This window comes from Mesorhizobium sp. WSM4311 (assembly GCF_002295115.1).
Lineage (GTDB): Bacteria > Pseudomonadota > Alphaproteobacteria > Rhizobiales > Rhizobiaceae > Mesorhizobium.
Genome location: NZ_NSFV01000021.1, coordinates 50,681 through 72,530, shown reverse-complemented (window position 1 = coordinate 72,530; position 21,850 = coordinate 50,681). Strand labels below are relative to the sequence as shown.

Genomic DNA, 21,850 nt, shown 5'->3' with positions numbered 1-21,850 from the left:
GCTGGAAGGCACGCTGACCGACCTGCACACCAAGCTGATCATCGAAAACGACATGGTGCCGGCGTTCCGCGCCGGCGATTTCTCCGGCGGCATCTCCAAGGCCGTCGACGACATGGTCATGGTGCTGCAAGGCAATCCGGAGGAGTTGGAAGCGCGCGGCAAGCGCAATCCCGCCGACAGCAGCACCCCCATCGACCCGATCGTCGCGGTGTTCCTGATCCTGTGGGCGACGATGTTCTTCGGCGGCCTGGCCATGGCGTTCCTGCCGCCGATGTTCGGCACCAAGCTGTCGCCGGGCGTGTATAGATGGCTGGGCATGACGTTTCGTTACGGCAAGGCGCCAAGTGGATCCTCGGGCGGGGGCGGCTGGACGACCGGTTCGTCGGGCGGTGGCTGGTCGTCGGGCAGTTCCAGCGGCTGGTCGTCCGGGTCGAGCGGCGGCGGGTTCTCGGGCGGCGGCGGCTCGTCCGGTGGTGGCGGTTCTTCAGGAAGCTGGTGAGACAATGGCAACACGACCGATCAGCCCGCAGGATCATGAGCGCATCGCCGATGCGATCCGCGCCGCGGAAACCAAAACCGACGGCGAGATCTACTGCGTCGTCGCCCACGCCAGCGAAGGCTATTTCGCTCCGGCCGCCATGATGGCGACGCTAGGCATGCTGGTGGTCAGCCTCGCCGTCGGCTATGGGCTGGAGGCATGGTGGCTCACCATCCGCCTGCCGCATTTCGTCATCGCGCAATTGCTGGCACTGGCCTGCGTGCTTGCCCTGTTGTGGGCTGTTCCCGGCCTGCGCATCCATATGGTGCCACGGCGGCTGCGCTATCAGGCCGCACACGCCAATGCGATCAAGCAGTTCCTCGCCCGCAACGTCCATCGCACCACGGCGCGCACCGGCGTGCTGGTCTTCGTCTCGATCGCCGAGCGGTATGCCGAGGTGGTCGCCGATTCGGGCATCGACGCCAAGGTCGGCCAGCATGTCTGGGACGGCGTGGTGGGTGATCTGACGGCGCATGCCGGCGACGACCGGCTTGCCGATGGGTTCGTCAAGGCGATCGAGCAGGTGGGGGCGGTACTGGCCGAGCATTTCCCGGTCACATCCGGCGATACCAACGAGCTCGACGACCATCTGGTCGAAATCTGAGAGCCTGCCGATAGGCGCCACTTTACCGGTCCGGCCTGTTTCCGGACAGGCTTTTGCGCGATGTCAGCAATGTGAGGATCGGCTGTGAGAAAGCGGCCGGCGGGCCGCCCCGGACTCTTGCAATCGGCCGATGCGGGTTTATGGTTAACAAATCATGAATACCCTGACGATCGACATCCGGAAAGCCGACCCGCGCGATGCAGGCGCCATTGCCGAAGTGCATCTGGAAGCCTGGCGCGGCGCCTATTCCGGCATCATTCCACACCGCACGCTGACGTCGATGATCAACCGCCGCGGCGCCGACTGGTGGGCCAATGCGATTCGCCGCGCCGCCACCGTTCTGGTCGTCGAAATCGGCGGCACCATCGCCGGCTATGCGACGATCGGCAAGAACCGCGCCCGGGAACTCAAGCAGCAGGGCGAGATCTACGAACTGTACCTGCGTCCGGAATATCAGGGCATCGGCCTCGGCCGGCGGCTGTTTTCGGCGGCCAGGGCGCGCCTTGCCGACCACGGGCTGAAGGGCATGGTGGTGTGGGCGCTGGAAGACAACCAGAACGCGCTGGCCTTCTATGCCGGCGCCGGCGGCCGCGATGTCGCCGAGGGTGTCGAGATCTTCGAGCAGAAAGCGCTGAAGAAGGTCGCCTTCGTCTGGGAATGACCGCCGGGCGATGATTGCGCAAAGCAAGGCCGGTACGCGGTGCGGTATCCCAGTGAGATCACGATGCTGAAACATCTTGTGCCGATGATTGAACGCGCGTGACGCCATCGCGTCCCGCCTGGCGTTCGCGAGCACCATTCGCCGCATTGCGCCATTGTGCGCCGCCCGCTATCTCCTCCCGACCGAGAGAGGGACAAATCCATGCGCATTGAAGCCATAGCCACCGGAAAGAATCCGCCCGAAGACGTCAACGTCATCATCGAAGTGCCGATCGGCGGCGAGCCGATCAAGTATGAGATGGACAAGGAGGCCGGCACGCTGTTCGTCGACCGCTTCCTGCATACCTCGATGCGCTATCCCGGCAATTACGGCTTTGTGCCGCACACGCTGTCGGGCGATGGCGATCCGATCGACGTGCTGGTCTGCAACACGCGCGCGCTGGTGCCGGGCTGCGTCATCAATGTGCGGCCGATCGGCGTCTTGATCATGGAAGACAATGCCGGCCAGGACGAGAAGGTCATCGCGGTGCCATCGCCCAAACTGACGCTGCGTTACGAGAACGTTACCGAGTATACGCAGCTGCCCGACATCACCCTGCAGCAGGTGCAGCACTTCTTCGAGCACTACAAGGATCTCGAGCCCGGCAAATGGGTCAAGATCGAAGGCTGGCACGATTCCAAATATGCCAAGAAGATGATCGTCGACGCGATCGAGCGGGCGAAGAAGAGCAAGTAGCTTAGAGCGGTCCACCGTTTCACAGAAACGGCAAACCGCTCTAACTTTTTGTTTGACGCGATTCCGAACGGAAAACCGCTTCGGTCAGTTATCTACCCGGCCGAAAGCCGGCACATTGCCGATGACGATGTGCCGGTCCTTGCCGCAGGCGAAGGTTCGCGCCTTCGCGTCGGCGAGCTTGCGCGCCTGATCGTTGGCTTGCGGGTTGCCGGTGGCCAGCACGAGGCCGACCGTGCAGCTTTCTCGCGCGTCCATCTGGCCGACCTTGGCGACAAGCAGCACGTCCGTCGATTTGTCCTGAACCTCGGCATCGCTGATCGTGCGGCGGTGGATGACCGCGAAGGGCACGGCCTTGTCGCCATTGGTTTCGATGCGCCATTCAACCTTGGCCGCGGACGAATTGAAGCCTGAAAAACTTTCCCAGACGGACGTCATGTCGCCGCCGGGCGGAAAACCGTAGAACAGCGATTCACGGGCGTCGTCATAGGCGATGAGCACGGGATAGCCACGATAGCCCGAACAGGCGAGATCGGCCCAGTCGCCGTCGCCTTCCGCAGCCTGCGCATAGGTCACGCAATCCTTCTTCGAGTCGAGATCGGTATAGGCGCTGGATATGTCGCCGGCACGAGCCACCTGACACAGGCCGGCAAGCGCAAGCGGGATCAGAGTGGCACGCATGACGACAATCTCCAGTTAGGCCGGAGCAACGTATCGCCAAACGCTATTTCTTCAAGCTCGCTTCGATCAGCAGATCGGCGTTCGTCGCCACCGACTGGGCGGGGCCGCCGAGGCCGAACAGCTGGCCGCTGATATAGGCGCCTTCGATCAAAAGCAGCAGCCCGTCACCCAGAGTGTCGGCGTCTTGCGCCCCCATCGCGGCGGCCATGACGCGCAGCCGGCGGCGCAGTTCCTGCTTGTTGGCTTCGCTCACCACGCGGGCCGGATGGCTGTGGTCGGGATACTCGACCGCCGCGTTGGTCATGCCGCAGCCGCGATAGTCGGCCACCTGCGTGCGCTTGCCAATGCGGGTCAGGAAAGCCTTGATCTGCGCGCGCGGGTCGTCCGGATGGGCTTTGACGGCCTCGTCGAAACGTTCCCAATATTCAAGATCGTATTGCCGAAGATAGGAAGCGGCCAATTCGTCCTTGGAAGGGAAGCTGCGATAGAGGCTGGGCTTGGTGACGCCGGCGCGTTTGACGATCTCGTCGACGCCGATTGCCCTGATGCCGCGCCGGTAGAAAAGGTCATACGCCACGTCGAGGATCTTCTTGGCCGCCTTCGGCGGCGCCGATGCATGATCGTCGCTGATGGACAGTTCAATATTTTTGTCGGTTGGCATCGTGGGACTCGATTGACAATGTTACCGATCGGTACGTATACATGCTCCCATCTTGCAACGTACCGGTCAGTAACATGATAGCTCAATCCCGTCCGTTTGGCCAGCGCTACGCCTTCGTGGTGGTCGGCGTCATCTTCCTCTGCCTGCTGATCGCCGCAGGGCTGCGCTCGGCGCCCGCCGTCATGATGCTGCCGCTGGAAAACAGCTTCGGCTGGCGGCGCGATGTCATCTCGCTGGCGGCCGGCGTCGGCATCCTGCTCTATGGTCTGACGGGTCCGTTCGCCGCCGCGTTGATGGAGCGGATCGGGCTGCGCCGCACGCTGATCGCATCGCTGCTGGTGATGTCGGGTTCGACCGCTCTCAGCCTGCTGATGACCAAGCCCTGGCATCTCTTCATCACCTGGGGCGTCTTCTCGGGCATCGGCTCCGGCGCTGTTGCCAGCGTGCTCGGCGCCACCATCGTCAACCGTTGGTTCAAGACCAATCGCGGCCTGGTCATGGGATTGATGTCGGCCTCCAGCGCCACCGGCCTGCTGGTGTTCCTGCCGCTGCTCGCCTCGCTGGCGCAATCGGGCGGCTGGAAGCCGGTCGCCATCGCCGTCGCGGTGGCCACGGCCTGTCTGCTGCCGCTGGTCTGGCTGCTGGTGCCGGAGCGCCCGGCCTCGATCGGCATGGTGCGCTATGGCGCCGAGGCCGACGACGTGCCGCCGGTGCCGCCGGCATCGCAGGGCAATTTCCTGGCGCATACGCTGAACACGCTGCGCCGCGCCGCCGGCACGCGGGTGTTCTGGTACCTGTTCGCCACCTTCTTCGTCTGCGGCTTCACCACCAACGGGCTGGTCGGCACGCACCTGATCGCCTTCTGCGGCGACATGGGCATCGGCGAGGTGCAGGCCGCCGGCCTGTTGTCGATGATGGGCATTTTCGACCTGATCGGCACGACGCTGTCGGGCTGGCTCACCGACCGTTTCGATCCGCGCAAGCTGCTCGGCGTCTACTATGCCATCCGCGGCCTGTCGCTGATCTACCTGCCCTATTCCGGCTTCTCGGCGACCAGCCTGATCATCTTCGCCGTCCTCTACGGCCTCGACTGGATCGCCACCGTGCCACCGACGCTACGGCTTGCCAACGAGGCGTTTGGCGACCGCAGCGGCCCGATCGTATTCGGCTGGATCGTCGCTGGCCATCAGGTCGGTGCGGCCACCGCGGCCGCCTTCGGCGGCACGATGCGCGAGCTGCAGGGCAATTACGAACTGGCTTTCCTCATCGCCGGCATGACGGCCATCGCGGCCGCCTGTATTTCGCTGCTGATCAACACCAGCCAGCCGGCTTTCGATCCGGAACCGCAAGCCGCGTAAGGCGAGAGGCGAGCTGACGGCCGTCAGACCGCCTTGTGCGTTCAGGGCGTGTCGATGGTTGCCGCTGTCCGAGACGGCAATTTATGTGCGGTCAGTCCGGGTAGCAGACCATCGGAATGTTCGGCCACACGGCGCTGTCGCAGTTGGCGGCGTCCTGGCGCTGCTTGAAGGCGGCGCTGACCGGTCCCGTCACCATCGGGTCAACGCCGTCGGGCGCATCGGCAAAAGCCTGTTCGGCGGTCCGGGCGTCTGACTGCGCAACGGCGCGCGCGCCTTTCTGGGTCGCGGCAGCCGACTGCGCGGCATTGGCCACCAACAGCAAGGCAAAGGCCACCGAAGCGATGAGCGGCCAAAATCGGTTGAGTTTATCGGTCATGTCGGTCGAACTGCTCGGGCCCTGAAAGGTTCCCGCCTTGGTTAACAAAATCATCTCACACGCAGATGCTTAAGATTTGATGAGTATTTGGTGTCGCGCTTCCCCTTTCGCAACTGCGAAAAACCCTGTATGAGCCGCGCAACCGAAAGAGGCAGCGCCTTTGGCCTGCTGCCTGCAACGCTTCCGAGACCCAGAACATGAAACTCCGTAATATCGCGATCATCGCGCACGTCGACCATGGAAAGACCACCCTTGTCGACCAGCTTTTGAAGCAGTCCGGCTCCTTCCGAGACAACCAGCGCGTCGCCGAGCGCGCCATGGATTCCAACGACCTGGAAAAGGAGCGCGGCATCACCATCCTGGCCAAGGCGACCTCGGTCGACTGGAAGGACACCCGCATCAACATCGTCGACACCCCCGGCCACGCCGATTTCGGCGGCGAGGTCGAGCGCATCCTGTCGATGGTGGATTCGGCGATCGTCTTGGTCGATGCCGCCGAGGGCCCGATGCCGCAAACCAAATTCGTCGTCGGCAAGGCGCTCAAGGTCGGGCTGAAGCCGATCGTCGTCATCAACAAGATCGACCGCCCGGACGCCCGCCATGTCGAGGTGGTCAACGAGGTTTTCGACCTGTTCGCCGCGCTCGACGCCACCGACGAGCAGCTCGACTTCCCGATCCTCTACGGTTCGGGCCGCGATGGCTGGGTTTCGGAAAATCCGGAAGGTCCCAAGGACCAGCAGCTTGCGCCGCTGTTCGATCTCGTCATCAAGCATGTGCCGGCGCCGACCGTCCATCCCGGCCCGTTCCGCATGATCGGCACCATCCTGGAAGCCAACCCTTTCCTCGGCCGCATCATCACCGGCCGTATCGAATCCGGCACGCTGAAGGCCAACCAGGCGGTCAAGGTGCTGCACCATGACGGCACGCAGATCGAAACCGGCCGCATCTCGAAGATCCTGGCTTTCCGCGGCCTCGAGCGCCAGCCGATCGAGGAAGCCCAGGCGGGTGATATCGTCGCTATTGCCGGCCTGTCCAAGGGTACCGTCGCCGACACGTTCTGCGACCTGTCGGTGACCGAGGCGCTGCATGCGCAGCCGATCGATCCGCCAACCGTGACGATGTCCTTCCTGGTCAATGATAGCCCGCTCGCCGGCACCGAAGGCGACAAGGTGACCAGCCGTGTCATCCGTGACCGCCTGCTGCGCGAAGCCGAAGGCAATGTCGCGCTGAAGATCGAGGAATCGCCCGACAAGGATTCGTTCTTCGTCTCAGGCCGTGGCGAATTGCAGCTTGCCGTGCTGATTGAGACGATGCGCCGCGAAGGCTTTGAAATCGCCGTGTCGCGGCCGCGCGTCGTCATGCAGAAGGGCGAGAACGGCGAATTGCTGGAACCGGTCGAGGAAGTCGTCATCGACGTCGACGAGGAACATGCCGGCGTGGTCGTGCAGAAGATGTCGGAGCGCAAGGCCGAGATGGTCGAACTGCGCCCCTCCGGCGGCAACCGCCAGCGCATCGTCTTCCACGCGCCGACGCGCGGCCTGATCGGCTACCAGTCGGAACTTCTGACCGACACGCGCGGCACCGCCGTGATGAACCGGCTGTTCCATGCCTACGAGCCCTACAAGGGCGAACTGCCGGGGCGCACCAACGGCGTGCTGATCTCCAACGAGCAGGGCGAATCGGTCGCCTACGCCATGTGGAACCTGGAAGACCGCGGCCCGATGGTCATCGATCCGGGCGTCAAGGTCTATCAGGGCATGATCATCGGCATCCACTCCCGCGACAACGACCTCGAAGTGAACGTGCTGAAGGGCAAGAAGCTGACCAACATCCGTGCTGCCGGCAAGGACGAGGCGGTCAAGCTCACCCCGCCGATCCGCATGACGCTGGAACGCGCGCTGGCCTGGATCCAGGACGACGAGCTGGTCGAGGTGACGCCGAAGACCATTCGGCTGCGCAAGCTCTATCTCGATCCGAACGAGCGCAAGCGGTTCGAGAAGTCGTCCAAGGCGGTCGGCGCGGCATAAGTTTTTCTTCCGACGATTTTCCCAGAGGGGCGGAGCACAAGGTGTTCCGCCCCTCTCTCGTTTACCCGCCGGCAGCACAGATGATCGCTTCCTGGTCCGGCTCGCCGGCCAGGTCGATGCGGACCGTCATTCCCTGGCGGGCCGGCTTGCGCAAGGCTTTGGCGCCGTCCGGATCGACGACCAGCAGGCGCCGCTCCTCCAAGGCCAGGAGCCGCGAGCGCGAGATGCCGAGTTCATTGGCGAGCAGACGATCGAGCCGGAGCGATGTCGGCATTTCGAGCCCGAGCTGGAGCTCCAGGGCCAACGCGGTTTCCCTGGCGCCGCCAAGCAGCCGCTTATGCACCGCGACATCGGGAAACTCCTCGACGCGTCCCACCTGGTTGCGCAAGGCGACGACGTCGAAGGCATGGCGCCGCGCCAGTCCCGGGTCGTTGCTTTCGAGCGCCTGCAGCAGGGCCGGTTCGATGTCGCGGCGGTTGCAGCGCTCGAAAATGCCGAAATTCCAGGAATTGTCGCAGTCGACGCAGCGATAGATGAGCCACACGTCGATGCGCTTGCCATTGGCGTTGACGCGGAATTTTCCGCTGCAGCGATAGGCCTTCACGCCGCCGCAGCGATTGCAGTTGATCAGCGGCTGAGGTGCGATTTCGGGCGCGATAGCCCAGTGGATGCGTAGAGTGCCGGACATGCCGATAAGCCCTTCCCGTCGGGAAGTTCATCAGGTCGGCACGATCGAGATGCCCATGCGGGCGCGGCGTGGCGGTCGGCTGCGGAGATGGTCAAGTGTCGCTGGCGGAAAGCGCGCGACAGTGGTTCAGCAGTGCCAAACCGGTCGCGAACCGCCGCCCAGAGGAACACGTGAACATGAAACAGGCACCGCGGGTGCGGCGCCATGCAAGTGTGTCGGGGGAGTTGACGAGACCGGCGGTTACTGAGGCAAGGTGAAGCTCGAAAATGTTTCGCGGCGCGTCTTCTAGCCGTAGCCAACAAGGACCGCAAGGGAGGCAGTAACTTCGAACGAATGATGGCTTCCGACGTTATTCGGGGGCGATCATTTGGCGACGGAAGGTGGGAAACTACCGCCGGCTCCAGCCACTTGCGATCACCGTTCTGATGACGCTGGTGCCCAAGGGGGGTATGCTCTCGATGTCTTCAATGGTTCGCAAGACGGAATAGTGATCGACCTTTTCGGAGTAACGCCCTGGTTCAACTCCAAATCCATAGAATACAGTAAATATATGATTCTCTGTATGGTAGTCGTCTTCATCGAACGTCACTATAAAAAGGCTGTTGTTTTTCTTCGACCAAGCCGCGTAGCCCCCAAGGTAAGTTTTCAACCAGGCATCCGCCGCCTCTATTGTGCCATCATGCATGTCATTATCGAGATTGGGGATTACGAAGCTAACGGATGGTAGCTTCGCATAGTCGCGAGGGAACTGGGCCAAAGGCTTCTCAAATCCCTTTGAATCCGCAAACGATTCCCAGGGATTGTGTTTTCGCGGCGATCTGGCTTCGACGTAGCCCGCGAACGTCTTGCTATGAGCCCGAAGACGAGCGGCCAGGTTCGGCGCTGCAAAGCTATGCATGCCATCGTCATGGACGCCTTGTGTCAGGCCGCTGAACAGCGCGAGGTAATTGGGTTGGCTGGGGTGAGCAACCCCATAGGATTGTTCGAACAGCGCGCCGCCCTTTGCCAGCCTGTTCAAATAGGGGGCGGCTCGCCTCGCCAGGGAAATCTGCTCAAAGCTGTGGTTCTCCATGATCACGACAACCACGTGATCATATTTCGGCGGCTTTCCCGACGATGCGACAGCCTGGAGCCCTCCGCTCAGCGCCATGATGGCTGCCAGGACAGCCAGCATGGAGAACCGTCGAACGACCGCGCGCCTTGGCACAACCACGAAAACGCCTCCTTCCGCCTGCTCGGCAAGATCAACCTGACTGCAAGTCGGGCATGGCAGTCAAGGGCATGGCCAAACGCGGAGCCAGTCCGGGATCCGCTGCCACCGGCGTTGCAAGCGGCGATGTCGATCGGATATCGTCCGCCCTTCAACCGTTTGGAGGCAGTGCCATGCATCTCACCTCGCTGCTGATTTTCGCCGCCGCCTTGTTCGTTGCCGCCGGCTCACCCGGTCCGTCGATCGCGGCACTGGTCGCACGCGTCATCGCGAAGGGCTTTCGCGACGTGTTCCCCTTCCTGCTCGCCATGTGGATCGGCGAGGGCATCTGGCTGTCGCTGGCAGTGTTCGGACTTGCCGTGGTGGCGCAGACTTTTCACTTCGCCTTTGTCGTCGTGAAGTGGGTCGGTGTCGCCTATCTCGCTTACCTTGCCTGGAAGATGTGGACGGCGCCGGTCGATGCCGAAGAGGGCGAGATGCCGCGCGAGGATTCAGCCGTGAAGCTGTTCTTCGCCGGCATGGCGGTGACGCTCGGCAACCCCAAGATCATGATGTTCTACCTGGCGCTGCTGCCGACCATCATCGACCTCGCCTCGGTCAGCATCGTCGGCTGGGTCGAGCTCACGGCGACCATGGCGGTGGTTTTGATCGCCATCGATCTCGCCTGGGTGCTCGCCGCCGCGCAGGCGCGCAAGCTGCTGAAGAGCAAGCGCGCCATGAAGATCGCCAACCGCGTCAGCGCCACCACGATGGCCGGCGCCGCCGCAGCGATCGCGGCGCGGTCTTGAGCATGATCCTGAGGCGAGGCGTCAGGCCATCATATTGATGATCGGTGCGATCTCGACGTTGCAGTTCGGCATGGCCAGCATCGGGCAGCCCTTGGCCTTCTCGGCGGCATCGTCGATATCCTTGGCCTCGATGATCGAGTAGCCGCCGGTCGGGTTGCTGCCGCCGTTGTTTTCTATCTTGCCGCCTGGCAGGACGGTCTTCGACATGCCGACTGGATTGCCTTGGTCGACAACGGCCGAGCCAAGCTTTCCAAACCAGCCTGTCCAGGCGTCGGTCATGGCCTTTCGCTCGGTTTCGCTCGTCGGCATCTTGCCGGAGCCGTGATAGACATAGAGAAACTTCGCCATGTTCTCCTCCCGTGATGAGCGGCATTGAACCGGCATGCGGTCATGCCGCCCGCCGATCATCGGACCAAACCGGCAAACACGCAACGGAAATGAGAGATGACTAATATTAGGCGCGTTGGGCCTCCGCGAGCCTCAACGCGCCATGGCGTGGTATTCGTCGTTCGGCCGCATGTCGATTGCGGCGGCCACCCGGTTCGACATGTTGAAGAAGGCCGCGGTCGAGGCGATGTCCCAGATGTCGCGGTCGCTGAAGCCGGCCTTTCGCAGTGCGGCCCGGTCGGCCTCGACGATCTTGGCCGGCTCCTCCGTCAGCTTGACGGCGAATTGGAGCATCGCGGTCTGCCTTGGCGAGAGATCGGCGGCGCGGAAATTCATCACCATCATCTCGCCGAGCGCCGGGTCACCCGACAGCTGGCGCACTGCGGCGCCATGCGCGGTCAGGCAGTAGTAGCAATGGTTGATGGAGGAGACTGCAACGGCGATCATCTCCCGCTCCAGCTTCGACAAGCCGGACTCACCCAGCATCAGGTCGTTGTACATGTCGGTGAAGGCGCGCAGTTTCTTGTCGTCGAAGGCATAGGCCTTGAGCACGTTGGGAACCAGGCCGAGCTTTTCCTCGCATTTGGCGAAATAGGCCTTTGTCGGCTCGCTCAGCTCTCCCGAGGCCAGATCAAGCGCTGAAATTTTGCCGGTCATGTGTCGTTTCTCCTGGTTGGATGATGGCTTGCCGCCGAATTCCGATAATTCTCGGCAAGCCGTCAAACCTTTGTCGCCAAACAGCGGTCATCTGCTACGATAGCCGTAAAAGCATTCGACGGGAGGGAATAGCGTCATGGCCAATCCAAAAACCGCAAATCCGCCAAAAAAGAGCGCGGCAAAGGCAGAAGACAGGTCCGGCAAGCTCGCCGACTATCTGTTGGCACGAGCTCCTGCAGAAGACATTGCCGCCTATGACGTCGCCGATCTCGTGCGCGCCGCCGATCTCGCCGGGCGCGCTGTCGCCAGACATAAAAAGGGCGATTGCGTCGTCGCCATAGATGTCGATTCCGAGGTCGTTCGCCAAGGCCGCCCGGTGACGGTGATCACCGTCGTCAACGACAACATGCCGTTCCTGTTCGATTCCGTCCTTGGCGAGATCACCGATAGTGCCGGTGAGCCTTTGCTGGTTACCCATCCGGTGATCGTCGTCAGGCACGGCAAGGGCGGCGTCGAGGAAATCCTCGGTGACGGCGGCCCCGCCAAGGGCGACACCGGCCATGACCGGCTGAGCGTGATTCATGTCCATATCGGCCGCCTGCCGCCCGACCAGGCCGAAGCCTTGGCCGGTCGATTGAAGAAGCTGCTCGGCCAGGTGCGCGCCGCCGTGACCGACTGGAAGCCGATGCTGGCCCGCCTCGACCAGGCGATCTCCGAATTCCGCTACTCGCCGGTGCCACTCGACAAGACCAGCGTCACCGAGGCGATAGCCTTCCTCGAATGGTTGCGGGACGACAACTTCACTTTCCTCGGCATGCGCGAGTTCAAATACACCGGCAGCGAAAAGAGCGGCATGCTGGAGCGCGCCGACAAGCCCGGCCTCGGCATCCTGTCCGATCCCGACGTGCTGGTGCTGCGGCGCGGCACCGAAGCGGTGACCACCACGCCCGAGATTCGCGCCTTCCTGCATGGGCCGGAGCCGCTGATCGTCACCAAGGCCAATGCCAAGTCTTCCGTGCACCGCCGCATCTATCTCGATTACATCGGCGTCAAGACCTACACCGCCAAGGGTGTGCTGTCGGGCGAACTGCGCATCGTCGGCCTGTTCACCTCGACCGCCTACACGCGCTCGGTGATGAAGATACCGTATCTGCGGTCGAAGGCCGAAACCATCATTGCCAAATCCGGCTTCAATCCGGGTGATCATTCCGGCAAGGCGCTGATCAACGTGCTGGAGAGCTATCCGCGCGACGAACTGTTCCAGGTCCCGGTGCCGATCCTGCGCAAGCACGCCGAGGCTATTCTGGGCCTGGTGGAGCGTCCCCGCGTCAGGGCGCTGGTGCGTGCCGACCAGTTCGACCGCTTTGTCTCGATCCTCGTCTTCGTGCCGCGTGACCGTTACGACAGCGTCGTGCGCGAGAAGATCGGCGCCTATCTGAAAACGGCGTTCGAGGGGCGGTTGTCGGCCTACTACCCGGCCTTTCCGGAAGGCGGGCTGGCGCGGGTGCATTTCATCATAGGCCGCTCCGGCGGCAAGACGCCGAAAATCGAGCAGGCGACGATCGAGGAAGCGATCCGCGACATTGTCCGCACCTGGGACGACGCGCTTCGGGAAACAGCGGCCGAGACTGGAGCCGATCCCGCACGGACGGCGATCGCCGCACGGTTTTCCGAAAGCTATCGCGATAGTTTCTCGCCGGCCGTGGCGCTGGCCGATGCCGGGCGCATCGCCAGGATCAGCGCCGCCAATCCGATCGCCATCGACTATTACCGCCATGGCGAGCAGAAGCCGCACCAGGCGGCGCTGAAGATCTATCACCACGGCAGCCCGGTGGCGCTGTCGCGGCGCGTGCCGGTGCTGGAAAACATCGGCTTCCGCGTCATCAGCGAGCGAACCTTCGAGGTCGGCGACGACGCGACCGGCATGATCAACGGGGATCAGCCCGGCATGGTCTTCATCCACGACATGGAACTGGAGAACAGCTACGGCAACCCGATCGACCTTACCGATGGCGGCGCGCTGTTCGAGGACGCTTTCCTGTCGGTGTGGCGCGGCGACGTCGACAATGATGGCTATAATGGTCTGGCCCAGACCGCCGGCCTGTGGTCCGGCGAAATCACCATCCTGCGCGCCTATGGCCGCTATCTGCAGCAGGTCGGCATTCCGCAAAGCCAGGATTTCATCGCCGCGGCGCTTAACCGCTATCCGGAGATCGCGCGCGGCCTGCACGCGCTGTTCATCGCCCGCCTCGGCTCGATGGCGGAGACAGAGGGCGTGGTGGCGGCAAAGCACCTCAAGGCCAAGATCAGGGATGCGCTGGAGGATGTGCCCAACATCGACGACGACACCATCATCCGCCGCTACCTCAATCTGATCGAGGCCTCGCTGCGCACCAATCATTTCGTTGCCGATACGAACGAGAAGGGCCAGTCGCTGGCGATCAAACTCGACTCGCAGGCGATCGAGGGACTGCCGGCGCCACGGCCATGGCGTGAGATCTTCGTCTACGGTTCCGAGGTCGAGGGCGTGCATCTGCGCTTCGGCCCGGTGGCGCGCGGCGGCCTGCGCTGGTCGGACCGCGCCCAGGACTACCGCACCGAGGTGCTCGGCCTGGTCAAGGCGCAGCAGGTCAAGAACGCCGTCATCGTGCCGGTCGGCGCCAAGGGCGGCTTCTTCCCCAAGCGCCTGCCGACGGGCGGCAGCCGAGACGCGATCTTCGAGGTCGGCACCTCGGCCTACAAGAATTTCGTCTCCAGCCTTTTGTCGATCACCGACAATATCGGCCTGGACGGGGTCATCCCGCCGGCCGGCGTCATGAGGCGCGACCGGGACGATCCCTATTTCGTCGTCGCCGCCGACAAGGGCACGGCGACCTTCTCCGACACCGCCAACGCGATCTCCGAGAAGCATGGCTTCTGGCTCGACGATGCCTTCGCCAGCGGCGGCTCTGCCGGCTATGACCACAAGAAGATGGGCATCACCGCCAAGGGCGCCTGGGAAGCGGTCAAGCGGCATTTCCGCGAGATCAACCGCGACATCCAGACCTCACCTTTCACTGTCGTCGGCGTCGGCGACATGTCGGGCGACGTGTTCGGCAACGGCATGCTGTTGTCGCCGCAGACAAGGCTGATCGCCGCCTTCGACCATCGCGACATCTTCATCGATCCCGATCCCGACAGGGCGGCCTCGATGGCCGAGCGCGAGCGCATGTTCGCGCTGCCGCGTTCGAGCTGGCAGGACTATGACAAGACGAAGCTGTCGGAGGGTGGCGTCATCGTCTCGCGCAGCCAGAAGTCGATCACCTTGCCGGCGGCGGCCGCGGCGGCGATCGGCCTGACAAAGACGACCGCCACGCCGGCCGAGATCATGACCGCCATCCTCAAGGCGCCGGTCGACCTCCTGTGGTTCGGCGGCATCGGCACCTATCTCAGGGCCTCCACCGAAACCAATGCCGAGGTCGGCGACCGCGCCAACGATGCCATCCGCATCACCGCGCTCGACGTGCGCGCCAAGGTGATCGGCGAGGGCGCCAATCTCGGCGTCACGCAGCGCGCCCGCATCGAGTTCGGCATGAATGGCGGCCGCTGCAATTCCGACGCCATCGACAATTCGGGCGGCGTCAACTGCTCCGACGTCGAGGTCAACATCAAGATCGCGCTGGCGTCGGCCATGCGCAAGGGATCGCTGACGCGACCGGCGCGCAACAAGCTGCTGGCCGAGATGACCGGCGAGGTCGGCGGCCTTGTACTCTCCAACAACTACCAGCAGACGCTGGCGCTTTCGATCGCCCGCAAGCGCGGCCTTGCCGACATCGCGCACCAGGCCCGCTTCATGTCGGCGCTCGAAGCGCGCGGGCTGCTAGACCGCGCCGTGGAGACGCTACCGTCGCCGGCTGCCCTTGCCGAGCGCGAGGCGCGCGGCGAGCCGCTGACCAGGGCCGAGCTCGGCGTGCTGCTCGCCTATGCCAAGATCGTGCTGTTTTCCGACATCGTCGCCAGCGACGTGCCTGACGATGCGCATTTCGACCGTGACCTGATGGGCTATTTCCCGGACCGGATGGCGAAGAAATACGCCGCCGAAATCCACGGTCACCGGCTGCGCCGCGAGATCATCGCCCGCGTCGTCGCCAACGATTTGGTCAATCGCGGCGGCCCGTCCTTCGTCAACCGGCTGCAGGAAGCCACCGGGCGCACCGCCGCCGACGTGGTGCGCACCTTTGCCGTGGTGCGAGACGGCTTTGCGCTGCCGGCGCTCTATAGCGAGATCGATGCGCTCGATAACCAGATCGACGGCCAGGTGCAGCTCGATCTCTACCAGATGGTCAGCAGGCTGATCTATGTGACCAGCGGCTGGTATCTGAAGAACGATGCCGGCACGGCGCCGCTCGGCCAACGCATCGCCGAGCTGCAGGACGCGCGCAAGGCGCTGGAGCCGAAGCTCGTTTCGCTGCTGCCGGCGTTTTCGCGCGAGCGGATCGAGGAGAAGCGGCACGGGCTGTTCAAGGCCGGCGCGCCGGAAAGGCTGGCCGAGCAGCTGGCGCTGAGCGAGGTGGCGGAACTCGTCCCCGACATCGCGCTGACGGCGCGCACGGCCGGCGCCGACATTGTCGCCGCCGCCAAGGCTTTCTTTGCGGTCAGCGATGCCTTCCGCATCCCGCGTGTCGAGGACGCGGCGCGCTCGATCACGCCGTCGGACTACTACGACCAGTTGGCGCTGTCGCGCGCCACCGACACGATCGGCGCGGCGCGGCGCGGCATCGCGGTCGCGGCGCTCACCGGCCATGCCAAGGCAGCGGATCCGGTGGCGGCCTGGCTGGAAGCCGGCGGCGAGCGCGTGGCGCGCATCCGCGAGCGGCTGCAGGCGCTGACCGAAGGCGGCGACATCACCGTGTCGCGGCTGTCGGTGGCGTCTGGGCTGATGAGCGATCTGACCGGGATGTGAGGCTTCGGAGGCCTACCCTCCTCCTTGTGGGGAGGGTCGCTGCGAAGCAGCGGGGTGGGGGCGGCGCCGACCCCACGCGGACCTTCGTTCCGACCTCCCCACAAGGGGGAGGTAGGGGTGGGCGCTCGCGAGGCTTGTCATTTGCATGGGCATCAGAAACATGCAGACATGGCGCCGATGCGGGTGGGGCCGAGGGGATCATCATGGCGGTAGAGACAGTGCAGCGGGCGTCCGGGCGCGGCATCTGGGGATGGATGTTCTTCGACTGGGCGGCGCAGCCGTTCTTCACGGTCGTCACCACTTTCATCTTCGGTCCGTATTTCGTCTCGCGCATGGCTGGCGATCCCAACACCGGCCAAGCGGTCTGGGGCTACGGTATCGCCGCGGCAGGACTGGTCATCGCCGTGCTCTCACCGATCCTCGGTTCGATCGCCGACCAGACCGGGCCGCGCAAGCCGTGGATCGCTTTCTTCGCCGCGATCAAGATCACCAGTCTCGCTTTGCTCTGGTTTGCCGCACCCGGCTCGAACCTGTTCCTGGTCGTGGCTTTGTTCTCGCTGGCGTCGGTAGCAGCGGAATTTTCTACCGTGTTCAACGATTCGATGATGCCGCGGCTGGTGCCGAAGAGCGAGATCGGCCGCATCTCCAACACGGCCTGGGGTCTCGGCTATCTCGGCGGCATGATCGCGCTGATCTTTGTCGTCACCTGCCTCGCCGGCTCGCCGGAGACCGGCAAGACGATCATCGGCATCGACCCGCTGTTCGGGCTCGATCCGAAGCTCGGCGAGGATGCGCGCGCCACCGGACCGCTGTCGGCCGGTTGGTATTTCCTGTTCATCCTGCCGATGTTCTTCTTTACGCCCGACGCCATCAAGGGCATCCCGATCGGGCCGGCGGTGCGGGAAGGCCTGTCGGAGCTGAAATCGACGCTGGCCGAGGTGCGCAGGCGCGGCGGCATCTTCCGCTTCCTCGTCGCCCGCATGATCTACCAGGACGGCGTCAACGCGCTGCTGGCGCTTGGCGGCACCTTCGCGGCGGGCATGTTCCAGTGGTCGATCACCGAGATCGGCATGTTCGGCATCATCCTCAATGTCGTCGCCATCTTCGGCTGCTGGATCGCGGCACGCCTCGACACCGCGCTCGGCTCCAAGGCCGTGGTGATGATCGCACTGGTCATGCTGTCGATAGCAACCATAGGCGTCATCTCGACGGGGCCGGGCTTCACGCTGCTGGGCCTGATCCAGCTCCCGACCACCGATTCAGGCGGGCTGTTCGGCACGGCGGCCGAAAAGGCCTATATCCTCTACGGGCTGTTGATCGGCCTGGCTTTCGGCCCCGTGCAGGCGTCGTCGCGCTCCTACATGGCGCGCAGCGTGACAGCGGCGGAATCCGGCCGCTATTTCGGCATCTACGCGCTGGCCGGTCGGGCGACCAGCTTCCTGGCGCCGTTCCTGGTGGCGACCATCACCGCGCTCTCCGACTCGGCGCGGCTCGGCATGGCCGTGATCATCCTGTTCCTCGGCATCGGCATGGCAATACTGGTTCGCACGCCGTATCCGGCGGATCGGCCGTCGGAGTAGCGCCTTACCCTCCCCCTTGTGGGGAGGGTCGATCCGCGAAGCGGAGCGGGGTGGGGGTCAGCGCCATTACCCCACCCCGGCGCGCTCGCAAGCGAGCGCACCGACCCTCCCCATCGAGGGGAGGGTAAAAGTGCTCAGTGCCGGAAATGCCTGACCCCGGTAAACACCATCGCAATGCCATGTTCATCGGCGGCCGCAATGACGTCCTTGTCGTTCATCGAGCCGCCGGGCTGGATGACGGCGGTGGCGCCGGCGGCGACTGCGGCAAGCAGACCGTCGGCGAAGGGGAAGAAGGCATCGGAAGCCACCACCGAGCCCTTGGTCAGCGGTTCGGCCATGCCGGCAGCCTCGGCCGCGTCGAGTGCCTTGCGGGCGGCGATGCGGGAGGAATCGACGCGGCTCATCTGGCCGGCGCCGATGCCGACTGTGGCGCCGTCTTTTGCATAGACGATGGCGTTGGACTTGACGTGCTTGGCGACGCGGAAGGCGAATTTGAGATCGGCCATCTCCGCCGGCGTCGGTGCGCGCCTGGTTACCACTTTCAGCTCGAGATCCTCGACCACGGCATTGTCCCGGCCTTGGACGAGCAGGCCGCCGGCAACGGACTTGACCGTCGTGCCGGGCGAGCGCGGGTCGGCCAGGCCACCGGTGACCAGCAGGCGCAGGTTTTTCTTCGCGGCAACGATCGCCGCGGCCTCGTCCGTGGCATCGGGCGCGATGATCACCTCGGTGAAGGTCTTCACGATGTCCTCCGCCGCTTCGGCGTCGAGCGTGCGATTCAATGCGACGATGCCGCCGAAGGCCGAGACCGGATCGCAGGCGAGCGCCTTGGCATAGGCTTGTTTCAGCGACGCGCCCTCGGCGACGCCGCACGGGTTGGCGTGCTTGATGATGGCGACGGCGGCGGAGCGGCTGGGGTCGAACTCGCCGGCCAGTTCGAAGGCGGCGTCGGTGTCGTTGATGTTGTTGTAGGAGAGCTGCTTGCCCTGCAGCTGCCGCGCCGTGGCGACACCTGGACGCTTGTCGCCATTGACGTAGAAGCCGGCGCTCTGGTGCGGGTTTTCGCCGTAGCGCATCACTTCGGCCAGCCGGCCGCCAAAGGCGCGCCAGGTCGGATGCTCGATCTCCAGCGCCTCGGCGAACCAGCTGGAAATCGCCGCGTCATAGCTGGCGGTGCGGGCAAAGGCCTTGGCCGCCAGCTTCTTGCGGAAATCCAGCGACAGCGAGCCGATGTTCATCTCCAGCGCGTTCAGCACCGAGGCATAGTCGCCCGGATCGGTGACGATGGCGACATAGGCATGATTCTTGGCCGAGGCGCGGATCATCGCCGGGCCGCCAATGTCGATGTTCTCGACGATGGCCGCATAGTCGGCGCCGGAGCGGCGGACTTCCTCGAACGGATAGAGATTGGAGACGAGGAGGTCGATCGGCTCGATGCCGTATTTGCGCATCGCCGCCGCATGCTCGGGGTCGTCGCGCACGCCAAGCAGCGCGCCATGCACGGAAGGATGCAGCGTCTTGACGCGGCCATCCATGATCTCGGGGAAGCCGGTGAGCTCGGAGACGTCGCGCACCGCCAGCCCGGCCTCGGCGAGCGCCTTGGCGGTGCCGCCGGTCGAGACCAGTTCGACACCGGCCGCGGCCAAGGCCGTGGCGAAGTCGATGAGGCCGGTCTTGTCGAACACCGAAAGCAAGGCACGGCGTACGGGAACGAGGTCCGGGGCGGGAATGTTCTTGGCGGCGACGGCCATGGGCTGGCGGCCTTTCACGGCTGGAGGGGCAAGCCCGCGCCGTAGCACATGACATCAGGAAATCAAGCGCCGTGCACCATTCGACGGTTTGATATGCAATTTGCCGGCCCAAGGTATAGGCTGATCCCTCGCGATGGAGGAACATTGATGGCATTTGTCCGCATTGGCCAGTTCACGGCATTACCGGATACGACCGAGCGGTTGCGGGCGATCTACGAAACCGAGGCGATCCCAGCCATCCGCGCCGCAAACGGCAACATCAGCGCCGTGCTGCTGCAGCAGCATCAGGCGCCTGACACTTTCATGGCAATCACCGTATGGAGCGCTGTCGAGGACGCGGAGCGCTATGACCGCAGCGGTCAGGCGGCGGCGATGGTCGACAAGATCCGTTTCGCCTTCGCCGGTCCGCCGACGCTCAGCACCTATGAGGCCTTCGGCATCCCGCAGCAGGCTTGAGCGAGCCGGCCGCCTTCGCGCGGCAAATCAGTTGTTTTCCGGATAGCCGACGATGCTGGTGCGCGTCAGTTGCCAGTGGACTTCGGACATGTCGGACGCCTTGAAGGCAAGCACGATCTGCCGGCTGCGGCGCGGGCCGCCAAGACCGGCGAAATAGATCGATTCCTCGACCTCAGGTACCACTTCGCCCGAGGTGAACACCCAGCTGTCGGCCTGCTCGGCGGTCAGCACCAGGCGGTCATGTTCGTCCTGCAGCAAGTTGATGTCGGGGTGGACATGGAAGCGCACGGTGATGAAGTCACGGCCATTGTTGCGGATCGCGGCATTGCCGGGGCGCTGGAACCGGTCCCTGCCGGCCAGCACATTGCCGTTCGACGACAGTTTCAGCTCGCGCTCGTGCAGGAAGCCGAAACGCGGGACGTAGCCGTCATGGCGGGCGATGAAGCCCTGGACGCCCTTCTGGTCGATGCGCTTGCACTGCACATGCTGCGGGCCGCCGATCAGCGGCGAACCAAGCAGGTCGTTGACGCGCAGCGAATGGCTGAAGCGCGCCGACGAGGTGTCGTTGATGGTGGCGGTCGAGTGCGCGGCGGTGGCGCGGGCCAGCGGCCGGAACTCGGCGGCGCCATAGGTGTCGATGCCGGCATTGACGATGTAATGCTGGCGGCCGGACGACAGTTCGAAGGCAAGGCAGCCGGCGTGCGCTGCGTTGGAAACATCGACCGGCGGCGGTAGGCCGGTGTCAGCGATGACGGTGACGCCGCCCATCGACAGCCGCTCATAGCCCGAATGCGGCGCGTGCAGCAGCGGCGCGCCGGCGGTGTCGTCATGTCGCAATATGGTGGCGATGCGGTCATGGATGGTGGCGCCCATGCCGTTGAAGCGGGCGAGGCTGCCATCCTGGTGGCGGAAGAAGCGCAGCGCCGGCAGCATGCGGTCGATGGCGCCGATCAGTGCCTGCGGCGGGGTCTCCGCCTGGTTGGCGTAGGTCTGGCGCAGCGGCAAAAGGTCGGCGAGGATTTCCAGCACCGACATCGGATTGCGTGAGATATGGCCGCCATCGGCGAGGATCTGGCGGTTGAGTTCCTCGGCGAGGTTGCGGGTGGCGCCGCGCAGCGCAGAAGCCGGCGCCGGCAGGGAAAGCGCGGCGAAGGCAAGTGCTATGCGGGCGCGCAGCCGGTCCTTGCCGTCGGGCATTTCGCGCGCCATCGACCTGAGGTAGCGGATCTGGACGGCCAGCGATTTCAGGAAGGCGCGATAGAAGGGGAACTCTGCGCCCTGCAGCACGACGGAGGAATGCTGCAGCCAGGCGATGACGCGCTTCGCCGTCGTCCCGGGCTCCCAGGCGATACCGGCAATGTTGTTTCCGTGCATGGCGATCCAGTCGGACACCAGGGCACGCGCATTGGCGGCGGCAAGTTCGGTGCCGGCGGCGCGCATGTGGCGCAGCCAGCGAAAGCCATGCAGCGTCTTTTGCCAGCCATGATTGGGCACGTTGATCTGGAAGGGCGACTTGCCGCCGGTTTCGACCAGGTGCCCCGACAAGGGATAGCGGCCGTAATAGATCTCGAGCGCGATCTGCGGGTCGGCCAGCCGCAGGTCCGGCGGTGCGATCAGCACGCGTTCGGGCGTGCGGCCGGAATAGCGCCAGCGATAGACCGGCCCGGCGCGCAAACGCCGGCGCGTCTTGCGCCAGAACTCCTTCGCGACAAGCGTCCACAGACGCGTCGTGTTGCTGGCAGCCAGTGCCAAA

The 21,850-nt window shown here is 64.3% G+C and carries 19 protein-coding genes; 10 read left to right on the top strand and 9 right to left on the bottom strand.

What is annotated here, in order from left to right:
• From CK226_RS32200 to ppa, 4 genes are all read left to right on the top strand, one after another.
• Positions 1–499, top strand: a 499-nt coding sequence (locus CK226_RS32200) for a TPM domain-containing protein (protein ID WP_348629106.1), incomplete at its 5' end; no start/stop codon positions are given.
• Positions 500–503: 4 nt separating this feature from the next.
• Positions 504–1,142 (top strand): TPM domain-containing protein, encoded by a 639-nt coding sequence (locus CK226_RS32195; protein WP_095794003.1) that lies wholly within the window; start codon positions 504–506, stop codon positions 1,140–1,142.
• Between the two features lie 154 nt (positions 1,143–1,296).
• Positions 1,297–1,803, top strand: coding sequence for a GNAT family N-acetyltransferase (locus CK226_RS32190; protein WP_010912199.1), 507 nt, complete (start codon positions 1,297–1,299; stop codon positions 1,801–1,803).
• 201 nt (positions 1,804–2,004) lie between these two features.
• Positions 2,005–2,538, top strand: coding sequence for an inorganic diphosphatase (gene ppa, locus CK226_RS32185; protein WP_038650389.1), 534 nt, complete (start codon positions 2,005–2,007; stop codon positions 2,536–2,538).
• 84 nt (positions 2,539–2,622) lie between these two features.
• Here ppa and CK226_RS32180 read toward each other — a convergent pair whose 3' ends face one another.
• Positions 2,623–3,216 carry a hypothetical protein gene (locus tag CK226_RS32180; RefSeq protein ID WP_095794002.1) on the bottom strand — a complete coding sequence of 198 codons (594 nt, stop codon included), beginning with the start codon at positions 3,214–3,216 and terminating at the stop codon, positions 2,623–2,625.
• A 43-nt stretch (positions 3,217–3,259) separates the two neighbouring features.
• Positions 3,260–3,877 carry a TetR/AcrR family transcriptional regulator gene (locus CK226_RS32175; RefSeq protein ID WP_095794001.1) on the bottom strand — a complete coding sequence of 206 codons (618 nt, stop codon included), beginning with the start codon at positions 3,875–3,877 and terminating at the stop codon, positions 3,260–3,262.
• 74 nt (positions 3,878–3,951) lie between these two features.
• Between CK226_RS32175 and CK226_RS32170 the strand changes: the two genes are divergently transcribed.
• Complete coding sequence (locus tag CK226_RS32170) at positions 3,952–5,235, top strand: MFS transporter (RefSeq protein ID WP_179296103.1); 1,284 nt, start codon at positions 3,952–3,954, stop codon at positions 5,233–5,235.
• 91 nt (positions 5,236–5,326) lie between these two features.
• Here the strand turns inward: CK226_RS32170 and CK226_RS32165 are convergent, their stop codons facing one another.
• Entirely contained in the window at positions 5,327–5,665 is a 339-nt protein-coding gene (locus CK226_RS32165) for a hypothetical protein (RefSeq protein ID WP_095790286.1), read from the bottom strand.
• A gap of 143 nt (positions 5,666–5,808) precedes the next feature.
• Between CK226_RS32165 and typA the strand changes: the two genes are divergently transcribed.
• On the top strand, positions 5,809–7,638 hold the full coding sequence (gene typA / locus CK226_RS32160) for a translational GTPase TypA (protein WP_095775858.1): 1,830 nt from the start codon (positions 5,809–5,811) through the stop codon (positions 7,636–7,638).
• A gap of 61 nt (positions 7,639–7,699) precedes the next feature.
• Here the strand turns inward: typA and CK226_RS32155 are convergent, their stop codons facing one another.
• Both CK226_RS32155 and CK226_RS32150 read right to left on the bottom strand, forming a co-directional pair.
• Entirely contained in the window at positions 7,700–8,326 is a 627-nt protein-coding gene (locus CK226_RS32155; RefSeq protein WP_095794000.1) for a DUF1062 domain-containing protein, read from the bottom strand.
• Between the two features lie 388 nt (positions 8,327–8,714).
• Positions 8,715–9,500: an alkaline phosphatase family protein gene (locus CK226_RS32150; protein WP_095775856.1), complete on the bottom strand. Its 786-nt coding sequence runs from the start codon at positions 9,498–9,500 to the stop codon at positions 8,715–8,717.
• A 209-nt stretch (positions 9,501–9,709) separates the two neighbouring features.
• On the opposite strand from CK226_RS32150, the gene CK226_RS32145 reads away from it, so the two are divergent.
• Positions 9,710–10,324: a LysE family translocator gene (locus tag CK226_RS32145; RefSeq protein WP_095775855.1), complete on the top strand. Its 615-nt coding sequence runs from the start codon at positions 9,710–9,712 to the stop codon at positions 10,322–10,324.
• A gap of 21 nt (positions 10,325–10,345) precedes the next feature.
• Here CK226_RS32145 and CK226_RS32140 read toward each other — a convergent pair whose 3' ends face one another.
• Together CK226_RS32140 and CK226_RS32135 are read right to left on the bottom strand one after the other, a co-directional pair.
• Positions 10,346–10,672 (bottom strand): YciI family protein, encoded by a 327-nt coding sequence (locus tag CK226_RS32140; protein WP_095775871.1) that lies wholly within the window; start codon positions 10,670–10,672, stop codon positions 10,346–10,348.
• A gap of 132 nt (positions 10,673–10,804) precedes the next feature.
• Positions 10,805–11,368 (bottom strand): peroxidase-related enzyme, encoded by a 564-nt coding sequence (locus tag CK226_RS32135; RefSeq protein WP_095793999.1) that lies wholly within the window; start codon positions 11,366–11,368, stop codon positions 10,805–10,807.
• Positions 11,369–11,504: 136 nt separating this feature from the next.
• On the opposite strand from CK226_RS32135, the gene CK226_RS32130 reads away from it, so the two are divergent.
• Positions 11,505–16,310 (top strand): NAD-glutamate dehydrogenase, encoded by a 4,806-nt coding sequence (locus CK226_RS32130; RefSeq protein WP_095793998.1) that lies wholly within the window; start codon positions 11,505–11,507, stop codon positions 16,308–16,310.
• A gap of 203 nt (positions 16,311–16,513) precedes the next feature.
• Entirely contained in the window at positions 16,514–17,890 is a 1,377-nt protein-coding gene (locus CK226_RS32125; protein ID WP_095790293.1) for an MFS transporter, read from the top strand.
• 134 nt (positions 17,891–18,024) lie between these two features.
• Here the strand turns inward: CK226_RS32125 and purH are convergent, their stop codons facing one another.
• Positions 18,025–19,641: a bifunctional phosphoribosylaminoimidazolecarboxamide formyltransferase/IMP cyclohydrolase gene (gene purH, locus CK226_RS32120; RefSeq protein ID WP_095793997.1), complete on the bottom strand. Its 1,617-nt coding sequence runs from the start codon at positions 19,639–19,641 to the stop codon at positions 18,025–18,027.
• 147 nt (positions 19,642–19,788) lie between these two features.
• Here purH and CK226_RS32115 point away from each other — a divergent pair, with 147 nt between their 5' ends.
• Positions 19,789–20,097 carry an antibiotic biosynthesis monooxygenase gene (locus CK226_RS32115; protein ID WP_095793996.1) on the top strand — a complete coding sequence of 103 codons (309 nt, stop codon included), beginning with the start codon at positions 19,789–19,791 and terminating at the stop codon, positions 20,095–20,097.
• 27 nt (positions 20,098–20,124) lie between these two features.
• Here the strand turns inward: CK226_RS32115 and CK226_RS32110 are convergent, their stop codons facing one another.
• Positions 20,125–21,849, bottom strand: coding sequence for a heparinase II/III family protein (locus CK226_RS32110; protein ID WP_095775850.1), 1,725 nt, complete (start codon positions 21,847–21,849; stop codon positions 20,125–20,127).
• Position 21,850 lies beyond the last annotated feature (1 nt).